The 12,502-nt window shown below is 72.8% G+C and carries 8 protein-coding genes; 3 read left to right on the top strand and 5 right to left on the bottom strand.

The window, feature by feature from the left end:
• Positions 1 to 3: 3 nt before the first annotated feature.
• The 4 genes from ACZ63E_RS29830 to ACZ63E_RS29845 form a co-directional block, all read right to left on the bottom strand.
• The gene (locus tag ACZ63E_RS29830; protein ID WP_465339430.1) at positions 4 to 5,475 is read right to left on the bottom strand and encodes an ATP-binding protein; all 5,472 of its coding nucleotides are present in this window, start codon (positions 5,473 to 5,475) and stop codon (positions 4 to 6) included.
• A gap of 263 nt (positions 5,476 to 5,738) precedes the next feature.
• On the bottom strand, positions 5,739 to 5,978 hold the full coding sequence (locus tag ACZ63E_RS29835; RefSeq protein WP_465339431.1) for a hypothetical protein: 240 nt from the start codon (positions 5,976 to 5,978) through the stop codon (positions 5,739 to 5,741).
• A 189-nt stretch (positions 5,979 to 6,167) separates the two neighbouring features.
• On the bottom strand, positions 6,168 to 7,784 hold the full coding sequence (locus ACZ63E_RS29840) for a DUF6345 domain-containing protein (RefSeq protein ID WP_465339433.1): 1,617 nt from the start codon (positions 7,782 to 7,784) through the stop codon (positions 6,168 to 6,170).
• A 147-nt stretch (positions 7,785 to 7,931) separates the two neighbouring features.
• Positions 7,932 to 9,257 carry a hypothetical protein gene (locus ACZ63E_RS29845; RefSeq protein WP_465339434.1) on the bottom strand — a complete coding sequence of 442 codons (1,326 nt, stop codon included), beginning with the start codon at positions 9,255 to 9,257 and terminating at the stop codon, positions 7,932 to 7,934.
• Between the two features lie 92 nt (positions 9,258 to 9,349).
• Between ACZ63E_RS29845 and ACZ63E_RS29850 the strand changes: the two genes are divergently transcribed.
• From ACZ63E_RS29850 to ACZ63E_RS29860, 3 genes are all read left to right on the top strand, one after another.
• Positions 9,350 to 9,676, top strand: a complete 327-nt coding sequence (locus ACZ63E_RS29850; protein WP_465339435.1) for a hypothetical protein — start codon at positions 9,350 to 9,352, stop codon at positions 9,674 to 9,676.
• Positions 9,677 to 9,752: 76 nt separating this feature from the next.
• Positions 9,753 to 11,270 carry a CehA/McbA family metallohydrolase gene (locus tag ACZ63E_RS29855; protein ID WP_465339436.1) on the top strand — a complete coding sequence of 506 codons (1,518 nt, stop codon included), beginning with the start codon at positions 9,753 to 9,755 and terminating at the stop codon, positions 11,268 to 11,270.
• A gap of 87 nt (positions 11,271 to 11,357) precedes the next feature.
• Positions 11,358 to 12,152, top strand: coding sequence for a hypothetical protein (locus ACZ63E_RS29860; RefSeq protein ID WP_465339437.1), 795 nt, complete (start codon positions 11,358 to 11,360; stop codon positions 12,150 to 12,152).
• An 86-nt stretch (positions 12,153 to 12,238) separates the two neighbouring features.
• On the opposite strand, the gene ACZ63E_RS29865 is transcribed toward ACZ63E_RS29860, so the two are convergent.
• A partial coding sequence (locus ACZ63E_RS29865) for a transposase family protein (RefSeq protein ID WP_465339438.1) occupies positions 12,239 to 12,502 on the bottom strand: 264 nt, incomplete at its 5' end.

The following is a 12,502-nucleotide window of genomic DNA, read 5'->3' on the forward strand; positions in this document are numbered from 1 at the left end:
TCCCTAGCGCTTCAGGCCGTGCTCGATGGCCTCGATGATCCGCGGCCGCAGCTCGGCCGCGCTGATGATCGCGTCCACCGAACCGACCTCGACCGCGCGCTGGATGCTGTGCACCCGGTCGAACTCCGCGGCCACTTCGTTCACCTTCTCCGCGCGGACCGACGACTGGACCTCGGCGACGCGGGCGTTGAGCGCGGCCCGCTCGGCGCCGGCGGCCGTCGAGACCTGCGCCTGCAGCTCGGTCACCCGCGGGTCGTTCGCCGTGCGGTTGTTCACCTCGCCGGCGAACACCACCGCCGCCGCGGGCGCGCCACCCAGCACCGAGGCGAACGAGCCTTCCAGCGCCAGCACCGTCATGTTCGGGTTGAGCGTCTTGGAGAACACGACGAACGCGCCGCCGTGGTACCGCGAAATCACGGTGAACACGATCGGGCCCTCGAAGTTGACGATCGCCCGGCCGATCTCCGCGCCGTACTCCAGCTGCAGCTTGCGCAGCGACTCCGGCGAGCCGTCGAACCCGGACAGGTTCGCCAGCACCACCAGCGGCCGGTTGCCCGACGCCGCGTTGATCGCCCGCGCCGTCTTCTTCGACGACCGCGGGAACAGCGTGCCCGCGGTGTAGGTGTCCGGGCCGTCGGTGGGCGGGAAGCCGCGGCGCGGCACCGAACGCGACTCGATGCCCACCAGGCAGACCGGGCGGCCGCCGATGTGCACGTCCTGCACCGCCGAGGTCTCGGCGTCGGCCATGCCCGCCCAGCGCTCCAGCACCGGGAGGTCCTGGTCGGACAGCGCGCGCATCACCGTGCGGATGTCGAACGGCTTCTTGCGGTCCGGGTTGTGCTCGGCCGAGAAGATCTCGCCGACGGTCGTGAAGTCGCTGCCGACGATCGCGTGCGGGTACGACGAGACGTCGCGGGTGGCGGGGTCGTTGGTGGCCGTCTTGCGCGGCCCGGTCTCGCCCGGCACGACGTAGGTGTGGTCGTAGTGGGCCATCAGCACGTCGCGGGCGGCCGGCAGGTTCGGCGCCCAGTACTGCGCCTGGCCGTTCGGGCCCATCACGCGGTCGTAACCGCCGATGCCGAAGTTGTCTTCGGCCGACACGCCACCGGAGAAGTCCAGCGCCTGCTTGCCGGTCAGCACCATCGCCGAGTCCGGCGTCATGACCAGGATGCCCTTGGTGTGCATGAGCATCGTGGCTTCGGCGTTCCAGTACGGCTGGGCGCCGACGTTGATCCCGTTGACGACGATGTTGATCTCGCCGCCGTCCTGGGTGAACGTGACGATCCGCTTGAGCGCCGCGCCGACCCAGTCCATGTTCTCGGTGCCCGAGGACATCGAGATCCGCGCGCCCGAGGACAGCGCGAACCACTCGAGCGGCACCCGCATCCGCTCGGCCAGGTCGAGCGCCGCGATGACGCGCGAGCACTCCGGCTCGGACAGCGCGCCCAGCGACTTCGTCGGGTCGCCGAGCAGCACGACCCGCGTGACGCCCTCAGGGTGCCGCTCGGTCACCGTCGTGACGACGCCGGCGACGATCGCCGCGGTGTTCTTGCCCTTCGGCCGGTCGACCGGGACCAGCTCGGCCGTGCCGTCGAAGTCGTGCTCGACGAACGAGCCCTCCGGGCCGGCGAGCAGCTCGGTCAGCTCGTACGGGTAGACGTTGCCCCGCCGCGCCGCGCGCTGCACCTTCAGGCGGTACTCGTCCAGCGGCCGGACCGGCTCGGTCGACGGCGGCCCGACGTGCAGCCGCGCGCCGTTGCCGGGGTCGAGGGTGATCCGGACGGCGAGCTCGGTCAGCTTGCCCGCCTCGGTGCGCCGCCGGCCCAGGAACTGGACCTCCTCCAGGCCCGCGCCGACCGACGTCGGCCGGATGCGCTGGACGAGCGTGTTCAGCTCGTCGGTGGTCAGCTCCGTCTGCGGCCAGACGTACATCATGATCCGGTTGGTGTCGTAGCGCTTGTTCTGCGGCCGCTGCGCCTGGATGTTGCGGATCGCGTCGAGGCAGGCGGTGACCGCGTCCTCGAGCGCGGGCAGCGCGACCAGCCGGCCGTCGGCCTCGCGCAGCGGCGTCAGGTCGCGGACCTGGCCCATCGCGATCAGCCGCTCGTCGGCCGGGTTGCTCTTGGCGGCCGCCTTGAACAGGTAGATCTCCTCGTCCGCCGACGGCAGCCGGGTGAGGTCGAACTCGCGCAGCCGCTCCAGCTGCAGCCGCTGCGCGATCTGCGGGTGCAGGCCGCGGATCAGCCGGTCTTCCGCGAAGCCCGCGCCGTCGCGCAGGAACGTGAAGTGGTGGTGCATCACGGCGCCGCCGGTGCCGGCCACGGTGACGACGACCCGGTGCACCTCCGCCGGCAGCGGGTGCTCGGCCAGCAGCGCCTCGAGCCGGGCCGCGGTCGCGTCCGCGTCGGGCTGGTCCTCCCAGCGCAGGTACAGGTCGGCGACGACCCCGTCGGTGGCAAGCTCGCCCAGCGCGCCCAGCGCGGCGGGCAGGTCGGCGATGTCGACGGCGGTCGTGACCAGCGGCAGCACGCCGTCCGGGCGGTTCAGCCGGGCGGTCAGCCAGCGGTGGCCCGCGACGTCGCGCACCACGACGTCGGAGAGCCGCCGGTTGCCGTAGTAGCGGCGGGTCAGCACCTCCAGCAGCGGCGCGTGGTCGCAGCCCGCGCGGCCGATCCGCTGGCCGATCAGCCGGACCAGCGGCTCCGAGCCGGTGATCATGGCCTGGATCCGCTCGGCGCGGTCCGGCGCGTCCGGGTTCCGGTCGAGGTAGCGCAGCTCGGTGCGGACGGCGGCGTAGACCTCGGCGCGGTGACGGCGCAGCAGCGGCTGGGCGAACCAGCGGAAGACCACCCCGCGCGCCAGGTCGGACACCGCGGGGAACCGCACCTGCGTCGCCTCGACCAGGTGCTCCAGGGTCAGGCCGGCGCGCTCGCTGAGCGACTCCGCCGGCGGCGCCCCGGTCAGCCACTGCCGCAGCAGCTCGGAGACGACGGCGATGTCGGCCGCCATCCGCTGCTGGGCCAGGAAGATCCGGAAGACCGCGGCCTCCAGCTCCGGGGTGCGGTCGAGGTCGGTGACACCGTAGTGCCCGAGCACGCGGCGCAGCTTCGCCTGGAAGCCTTCGGTGACCCCGGCGCGCTCGACGTCGAGGCTCTGCAGGTAGCTGTGGAAGAACTCGCGGGCGCTGTGCACCGAGCTGTCGGGCTCGGTGTCGAGCTCGCCGCCCGGGGTGTTGCGGCTCAGCTCGGACAGGTCGGCGAAGACGGTGAGCAGCTCCAGCTCGCCCTCGACCGGCCGGTTGCCCAGCTCGGCCCGGGCTTCCCCGTAAGCCACGAGGAGGCGCTTGCGCTCGGCCGGGTCGACGTCGAAGCCGAGCAGCAGGCTCCGCAGGTCCTGCCGGCCGCGGTCGACGCGCTCGGCGGCCGAGACCTCCGGCGGCGCAGCCGGCAGGTCGATCTCGACGGTCTCGCCGCTGTCGGCGGCCTCTTCCTCGGCGCCATCGGCCAGCGGCTCGAGGCGCATCAGCGGCGCCCCGGTCTCCACCTGGCTGCCGACCGACACCGGGCACTCGCGGACCCGGGCGCGGAACGGCGCGCGCAGCACCGTCTCCATCTTCATGCTCTCCAGCACGAGGATCGGCGCGTTCGCCTCGACCTCGTCGCCGACGGACAGCGGTGTGGCGACCACCAGCGCGGGCGCGGGGGAGCGGACGACGCCGCCCTCGTCGCGGCTGACGCGGTGGGTGACGCCGTCGACCTCGACGAGGTGGATCGGGCCGTGGGTGGCCGACACGAGCCGGAACCGGCGGCCGTTGACGTGGATCTGGCCGCTGTGGGCGTCGAACCGGCTGATCTCGACGTCGGCGTGGTGCACGTCCGAGCCGCCGGCGGAGATGCCGACGCGGAACCGGCTGCGCCCGGCCCTGGCCACGCTCACGCGGTAGCCGACCCCGCGCAGCTTGAGGTCGAGCGGGCGGCCGGTCTCGTGCTGCACCTGCGGGCGCCCGCCGTGCGCGGTGGCCAGCAGCCGCTGGACGGAGACCTCTTCCTCGTCCTGGTAGGCCTCGATGGCGGCCGCGGCGAGCGCGATCGCGGAGTGCCGGTGGGTGACCAGGCGGCCTTCGGCGCGGACCCGGTCGATCCAGCCGGTGTCGGCGCTGGCGTCGATCACCTCGGGCTGGTCGAGCAGGTCGAGCACGAAGCTCTTGTTGGTCGCGCCGCCCTCGATGATCACGACCGTCTCGGCCATCGCGCGGCGGAGGCGGGCGAGCGCCTCGTCGCGGTCGCGGCCGTAGGCGATGATCTTGGCGATCATCGAGTCGAAGTCGGCGGGGATGGTGTCGCCTTCGCTGACGCCGGTGTCGACCCGGATGCCGGGGCCGGCGGGCAGCGCCAGCCGCGCGATGCGGCCGGGGGAGGGGGCGAAGTCGCGGTCGGGGTCCTCGGCGTTGAGGCGCGCCTCGACGGCGTGGCCGCTCTCGCCCGGCTGGTCGCCTTCGAGCTTGCCGCCGCCGGCGACGTGCAGCTGCAGCTTGACCAGGTCGGTGCCGGTGGTGATCTCGGTGATCGGGTGCTCGACCTGCAGGCGGGTGTTGACCTCGAGGAAGGCGAACAGCTTCTCGCCCGGGTGGTAGAGGAACTCGACGGTGCAGGCGCCGCGGTAGCCGACCTTGACGGCGAGCCGCTCGGCCGAGGCCTTCAGCTCGGCCGTCTGCGCCGGGCCGAGGACCGGGGACGCGGACTCTTCGATGATCTTCTGGTTGCGCCGCTGCACCGAGCAGTCGCGGACGCCGAGCGCCCACGCCGTCGCGCCGTCGGAGATCACCTGGACCTCGACGTGCCGCGCGCCGGTGACCAGGCGCTCCAGGAACACGACACCGGAGCCGAACGCGCGCAGCGCCTCCTGGCTGGTGCGCTCGTAGGCGTCGGCGAGGTCCTCGCCGGAGGCGACCATGCGGATGCCGCGCCCGCCGCCGCCCGCGGTGGCCTTGAGCATCAGCGGGTAGCCGATCTCGTCGCCGGCGCGCAGGGCGTCTTCGAGGGTGGCGACCTCGCCGCGGCTCCACGGCGCGACCGGCACGCCGACCTCTTCGGCGATCAGCTTCGCGCCGATCTTGTCGCCGAGCTTGCGCATCGCGTCCGCGCTCGGCCCGACGAAGGTGACACCGACCTTCTCGCACAGCTCGGCGAAGGCCGGATCCTCGGCGACGAAGCCCCAGCCGACCCACGCGGCGTCGGCCTTCGTCTCGACGAGCGCCCGCTCCAGCTTGGCGAGGTCGAGGTACGGCCGGGCGGACGCCGGGCCGAGGTCGTAGGCCAGGTCCGCCTCACGGACGAACGTGGCCGTGCGGTCGGCGTCGGTGTAGAGGGCGACCGTCTCGATCCGCGTCCCGGTTTCCGCCGACAGATCCCGGACGGCGTGGATGAGCCGCATCGCGGCCTCTCCGCGGTTGACGATGGCGACACGACTGAACACCGGCTGAGCCTCCCAAGTACCCACGCGCAGAAGGCGACGCACCTGTCCTGGGGCGTCGCCTGCACCTGCCTACACCCTGCTGGATTACCGCCGGGTAGACCAATGTCCGGCATGGCGCATGCCGGGGCGGTTGTGTTGTGGGAACCCCACAAAAAGCGACCCGCGCCACACTGGCGGGACGCTGTTTCTCGCGAGGCATGCCACAAAGCACACGCGCAGCCTACGGTGACGGCGGCTAGGGAAACAGCCAGTCGGGAGAAGTGTCAGGACGCCAGCAGGACGTCGGACTCGAGGACCTGGCCGAGTTCGCGGCGTTCGGCCTCCGACAGGGGGACGGCGGCGACGCTGCAGCGGCCGTCCGGACCGGGCGCGGTGGTGACGGCCAGCACCGGCCTGCCGTCGATTTCCTGCAGCGTGACGCGCCCGCCGCAGGAGAGGTCGACGGTCACGCCGGGGCGTTCGTGGTGCCGGCCCAGCCAGCGGCTGACGAAGTCGAAGGTCATCGCGGTCTCCCCTCGGTCACGTACACCCCTCGGCACACAGGTGTGCGTGGTTAATGCCCCGGATACACCGTGTTCACACGCGGAGGGCGAAAAATTCGTGCCGGACGCCGTCGACGCCGTCCGCGCCGGACGAGAGGCGGGCCGGCACCCCCCGACGAGGTGCCGGCCCGCCCGGGCCCGTGCGGCGCGTCAGCGCAGCGGCGCCTCCAGGACGTAGCGCTTCGCGAGCCCCTCGCCGCAGTCCACCTCGACGGTCCGGCGGGCCACCTGGGCGCCGTCGTCCCCGCGCAGCGAGTAGCCGACGGCCGTCGAGTCCTCGATCGTGCGGACCTCGGCGGGCACCCGGCCCCCGGCGGAGAGCCGGCGCAGCAGCCGCTGCAGCGGGACGTCCAGCGCCTCGTCCACAGTGGACGGCCGGTGGGTCTCGCCGCGGGCGGCCGCGGGCGCGCTCTCGGTGAGCCGCTCGACCTCGCGGGTGGCGTCGACGATCGTGGTCACCGTGCCCGCGCCGTCGATGCCGACCCGGACCTCGCCGAGGCCGGGCGTGACGACCGGGTGGCCGTCGACCAGCTGCGTGAACACGACGTGCGTCTCGCGCACCCGCGGGTCGGCGACCTCCGAGGCCGTGCCGCCCGCGTGGTACTGGTGGCGCACCTTGTCCGCGACCAGGTCGACCCGGTCGGCCAGGCCGAACGTCTCGACGGCGTCCTGGGCGATCCGGACCGCTTCGGCGGCGCTCGGCGCGTCCCGGCCGGTGCCGTCCACCTCGGCGAAGGTGATCTCGCGGACCCCGCGGTGGTCGACGGTCAGCCGCGGCCCGCCCTGGCCGTCGCCCAGCACGACCCCGTGCGAGCCGAGCGCGGCTTCGGCCTCGCCGCCGCCGAGCCGGACGCCGTAGTGCCCGGCCAGCTCGGTCAGCTTCGCCGTCGACATCCGCTGCGGCGCGAACCGGGCCGTCTGCGGCGACGCCGGCAGCTCCAGCTTGGGCGCCCGGATGCTCTTGGCGGCGTCGTACCAGGTCCACCACCACCAGTTCTTGGACGCGGCGGCGGTGTTGAAGGTGCCCTCGTTCCAGAGCCGGTCCTGTGCCTCGGCCTGCGTCGCCCCGCACGCCACGGCCGACGGCGCCTGGTGGTGGTCGATGTCCCACGACGCGTCCAGCCACGCCTTGCTGAACTTGTGGCCGTTGCCGTTCCACTTGCTGAAGAAGAACGCGCCGTAGTTCGGGTTGTCGACGCTGGTCGTTTCGAAGCCGAAGATCATCCGCAGCCCGAGGTTCGCCGCGTCCCACGTGCGGATCGGGCTGTTGCCGTCGCCGATGCGCAGCGAGAGGCAGGTGGAGAAGAAGAGGTAGCGCGCGACCTCGTTGCCGAGGCGCATGTCGTTCGAGCCCGCCCAGGCGGTGCCGCCCCAGGTGCCGCCCATCGGCATCCAGAACACGCCGTTGCCGTCCATCGTGCCGTGGCCGGAGTGGTACTCGGCGACACACGCGTCGAAGCCGTACGTGCCCTGCCAGTCGTCGTACTGCTCGCCGTAGATCCACGAGAGCACGCCGCCGTCCTGGTACCAGAAGTTCGGCGCGGTGAACTGCTTGACGTAATTGTAGAAACCGCCCGCGTCGTCGTGGGTGTAGGTGAGGTCGTTGATTCCGGCCGGGAAGTCCTCGATGGAGCAGACGCCGTACCGGTTCGCGCCGCGCTCGGCGGTCACCCCGGTGGCCCCGAAGGGATCTCCCGAGGTCAGTGGGTGTGCGGCGGCGGGCGCACCCGGCGGTGCGGTGACCGCGCCGTTCTTGAGCAGTGCCATGGTTCCTCCCCGGATCCGGCTTTCTCGAGCGCTGTGACGCTAACCGCCGAAACCGGGAAAACCGCCGGATACATCTTTTTGCCACACCTTCAGCGCAATTTTTTCAGCGCTGCACCGATTCCGTGAACCTTTTCCGTTTTTCCCGGCCTATCCGGTCGAAGTGGACATGACGGCGACCGGGAGCGCCGGGTTGGCAGCGGCGGCGGTGACCACCCGGTCGTCCGCGTGGCCCAGAAGATCCACAATGGACTCCGGGCGCAGGCCCGGGTGGCCGGCGAGCACCCGCAGGGCTTTCACCGGCGCGCCCGGGAGGAGAGCGCGGGCGAGGTCAGCCGGGCACCGCGGGTTCGCCCCGATCCGCGCGGAGACCGTCGTCCCGTGGCGGGCGAGGGCGCGCAGCTGGGCCGGGGTCAGGTCCGGGTTGAGCGCGACGAGCCGGGCGACCCCGGCGTCGGGGTCTTCGGCGAAGCGGTCGAGGAGGTCGGGTGGCAGGTCCGGGCTCGCCGCGGCCAGACGCCGGACCTGAGCCGCCGGGGATTCGGCGAGTTCGCGTAGTTCCGCCTCGGTCGCGGTGGCGACGCGGGGCACCAGCAGCCCGATCTTCGTCGCGGGCGCGAGTTCGGTGAGCAGGGGGAGCGGGATCCGCGGGTTGAGGGCGGCGGCGCGTTTCATCTCGCGGCTGGTGTCTCGGGTGAGCAGCCGCGGCAGGAACGCCACGGCGGCAGGGTTGCTCGCGAGGTCCCGCCGGGCGCCCGGCAGGTCGTCCTCGGCGAGCTTCGCGTAGACCTCGGCGGTGAGGTCGGTGCGGGACGCCAGCTTCCAGCGGGTGAGGTCGTCGCCGTCGGCGGGGAGGGCGTGCGGGGGTGTGGCCGGGTTGCCCGCGAGAGTGTGGTGGAGGTTCTCGGGCGCCGCCCCCGGTTTCCATGCTACCGGGGACCACCGACAGGAATCGGCTTCGCGCAGGAGGCTGAGCAGCAGTTCCGGGGGTGACTGCTCGTTCGCCGCGAGGGCCAGGCGGACTTCGGGACGGGAGTCGGCGGCCAGGCGGGCGGTGACCGGCTGGCACCGGGCGACGGAGGTGACGACGTCGAGGTCCGGATCCGCGGCCAAGAGGTCCACGATCGGCTCGGGGAGCGGGAACCGGGCGCTCAGCTCGCAGCGGATCACCGGGTCGGGGTCGCGGGCGAGGCGATCGAACCAGGCCGGGTCCGCGTCCGGGTGCGTGAGCACCGCGAGCCCGGCCCAGGGGTCGTCGGAAGACACGTCGGCCGGGGTGAGCAGGCCTCGGTCCAGCAGCGGGTACAGGACACCCGCGCCGCAGCGCCCGGCCAGGACCCGCGCCTGGGCCGCGGTCAGGTCTTCGCGGCGGGCGAGGATCGGGCCCAGGTCGTCGTCCGCCGTGGTGACCAGGCGGTCCAGCAGGGGCGCGGGCAGCGCCGGGTTGGCGGCCAGGCCGCGCAGTGACGGGGTCATCGTGTGCTCCGAACGTCCCGCCCGGTGCGGAACACCGCAGGATCGCGGACGTTCCGCCGCGCCGCAACCGGATTTGCCGCCATGATGGCGGCATGAAACTCGGGCAGCTGGCGTCGAACGCGCGGGACCTGTTCACCGCGAAACTGGTCTACGGCGAACCCGTGGAGCGCGACGGGGCCGTCGTGATCCCGGCCGCCGCGGTGTTCGGCGGGGGCGGGGGCGGCGGCGGGGACACCGGCGCGGCGCCGCTGCGGGAGGGCGCCGGGTTCGGGGTGCTCGCCCGGCCCGCCGGGGCGTTCGTCGTGCGGGACGGCACCGTGGCGTGGGTGCCCGCCCTCGACGTCACGCGGCTCGGGCTGGCCGCCGCCGTCACGGTCGTGGCCCTCGCGAAGATCCTGGCCAAGCGCGCCGGACGGTGAATGTTCACCACCGGTTCTTGTCGGCGTTCGCGTTGCTCCCCTAGCGTCCGGGGCGTCTTTCGATGCGGAGGTACGCATGAGTTCTGGGGACTTGAGCCGGCGCGCGCTGCTGCGCGCGAGCGGGGTCGCGGCGGCCGGCGCGGCGATGGGGATGCTGCCCGGGGTGGCGTTCGCCGACCAGCCGGGCGGCACCGGCAGCCAGACCCGGACCGTCACCGGCACCCTGAAGCCGGACGTCCCGGACTGGTACTACCTGCCCGTCGACGTCCCGCGCGGGGTCAAGCAGATCGACGTCGTCTACTCCTACGATCGGCCCCAGGTGCCCGCCGGTACCCGCGGGAACGCCTGCGACATCGGGATGTTCGGCCCGGAAGGCCACGAACTGGGCAACGCGCGCGGCTTCCGCGGCTGGTCCGGCGGCTTCCGCGACCGGTTCTCGATCAGCGCGTCCGAGGCGACGCCCGGCTACCTCGCCCGCCCGATCCGGCCCGGGCGATGGCACGTCATCCTCGGCCCGTACACCGTCGCGCCGCAGGGCCTGACCTACAAAGTGGACATCACGCTGACGTTCGGGCCGGACGCGGCGCCGTTCAAGCCGAACCCGGCGCCGGAGAGCGCGCCGGCCCGCGAGCGCGGCCGCGGCTGGTACCGCGGTGACGGCCACCTGCACACCGTCCACTCCGATGGCCGCCGCACCCCCGACCAGCTCGTCGCCGACGCCCGCGCGGCCGGGCTCGACTTCATGGTCTCCACCGACCACAACACGTCGAGCTCCCAGCTGGGCTGGGGGAACTACGCCACCGACGACCTGCTGATCCTCAACGGCGAAGAGGTCACGACCCGGTCCGGGCACTGGCCCGCGATCGGCCTGCCCGCCGGCACCTGGATCGACTGGCGCTACCGCGCGGCCGACGCGGCGGACTTCCGCCGCTTCACCGACCAGGTGCACCGCGCGGGCGGCCTGGTCACCGCCGCGCACCCGTTCGCCAACTGCTTCGGCTGCACCTACGAGTTCGCGTACGAGATCGCCGACCTCGTCGAGGTGTGGAACGGCCCGTGGACCCAGGACGACGAGGCGAGCGTCATCCACTGGGACGGCCTCCTGCGGGGCGGCCGGTTCATCCCGGCGATCGGCGACTCCGACGCGCACAACCCGGACCAGCGGGTGGCGCTCCCGCACACGGTCGTCTACGCAGACCGCCTGCGCCGCAAGGAGCTGCTGGCCGGGCTGAAGGCGGGGTGGTCGTGGCTGGCGGAGTCCTCGGCCGTCCAGCTGGACTTCACGGTGTCCGGCGGCGGGCGCACGGCGGGCATCGGCGAGCGCCTCCCGGCGGGCACCGGCACCCCGGTGACGGTGCGCGCGGTGGTCGGCGGGGTCCCGGGCACCACGGTGACGTTCCTCGACCAGCTCGGCCCGGAGCACACCGAGACGGTCGGCGACACCGGCACGGCGACGGTGACGTGGACCACCTACCCGCGGTACTCGCGGTGGGTGCGCGTGGAGGTCCGCCGCCCGTCCGGTGGCCCGAACACAACCCAGCCGAACGCGATGGTGGCGATGTCCAACCCGATCTTCCTCGGCACCGACCGCTGAACCTCGCCCGCTGCACCGCGTCCTGTCTTTGGGCAGACTGGTGCGAACGGGTGATGGGGAGGCAGTGTGCGTGGATGTGGCCTGAAGGTGGCCATCTTCCTGGGAGCGGTCATCGTGCTGACGGCGGGCGTGGTCGTGGCGGTGGTGCTGAGCCGCGGCCCGGACCGGACGCCGGGCTGCACCGTGGCGCTGCCGGGGGAGAACACGACCTCGTACACGTTCAGCCCGGAGCAGATGAACAACGCCGCGACGATCTCGGCCGTCGGGACGAAGCTGGGGCTGGTCCCGCACGCGGCCACGGTCGCGCTGGCCACGGCGCTGCAGGAGTCGAAGCTGCAGAACCTCGCCGGCGGCGACCGGGACTCGGTCGGGCTGTTCCAGCAACGGCCCAGCCAGGGCTGGGGCACGGTCGCGCAGCTGCAGGACCCGGTCTACGCGGCGACGGCGTTCTACGAGAAGCTGGACAAGCTGCCCGGCTGGGAGACGATGCCGATCACCGAGGCGGCCCAGGCGATCCAGCGCTCGGGCGCCCCGGACGCGTACGCGCAGTGGGAGCCGCAGGCCCGCGCGATGGCGGCTGCGTTCAACGGCCAGTTCCCGGCGGCGCTGACCTGCCGCAACCTGACCCTGGCCGCGCCGGGCGACGTCGCCGCGGCGGCGACGGCCGAGCTGGGCACGGCCAAGCTCAGCGGCGCCCACCCGGCGGCGCAGGGGTGGACGTACGCGAGCTGGCTGGTGGGCCGCGCGGAGGCGCTGGGCCTGGACAAGGTGAGTTTCGCCGGCCAGACGTGGACGGCGGAGTCCGGCGCCTGGGCCCCGGACTCCGCCGCCGGCCCGGACCTCTCGCTGCACCAGGCCCCTGCGGCCCAGCCCAGCCAGTAGCACCCCAATGTGGCCTTGGTTGCGTTGAACGCACCCGAGGCGGCCTTCGGTGCGTTGAACGCACCGAAGGCCACATTGAGGTTTTCTCAGTAGCGGCCCTGGTGCTCGTGATGGGTGAGCACCAGGGCCGCTTGGACGATGGCACCGATACGTTTCGGGCAGAAGCTGACCCGCCGCAGCGCTGACCAGCGGATCTTGAGCAACGCGGCGGCGCGTTCGCCAAGGCAGCGCAGTCGGCTGTGCAGCAGGTTGTAGGCCTGATTCTCGACCGCCAGAGGTGGTTGACCTGCGGTTTTCTTGACCGGTGTCAGGATCCCGATCCCGGCCGAGTGGTAAGCCCGGTCTGCCAG

The organism is Amycolatopsis sp. NPDC104819, from assembly GCF_055583145.1.

Excerpts from the sequence above, each read along its gene's own strand:
- ACZ63E_RS29835 (WP_465339431.1), bottom strand. The coding sequence starts at position 5,978 with ATGACCTTCGACTTCGTCAGCCGCTGGCTGGGCCGGCACCACGAACGC.
- ACZ63E_RS29840 (WP_465339433.1), bottom strand. The coding sequence starts at position 7,784 with ATGGCACTGCTCAAGAACGGCGCGGTCACCGCACCGCCGGGTGCGCCC.
- ACZ63E_RS29845 (WP_465339434.1), bottom strand. The coding sequence starts at position 9,257 with ATGACCCCGTCACTGCGCGGCCTGGCCGCCAACCCGGCGCTGCCCGCG.
- ACZ63E_RS29850 (WP_465339435.1), top strand. The coding sequence starts at position 9,350 with ATGAAACTCGGGCAGCTGGCGTCGAACGCGCGGGACCTGTTCACCGCG.
- ACZ63E_RS29855 (WP_465339436.1), top strand. The coding sequence starts at position 9,753 with ATGAGTTCTGGGGACTTGAGCCGGCGCGCGCTGCTGCGCGCGAGCGGG.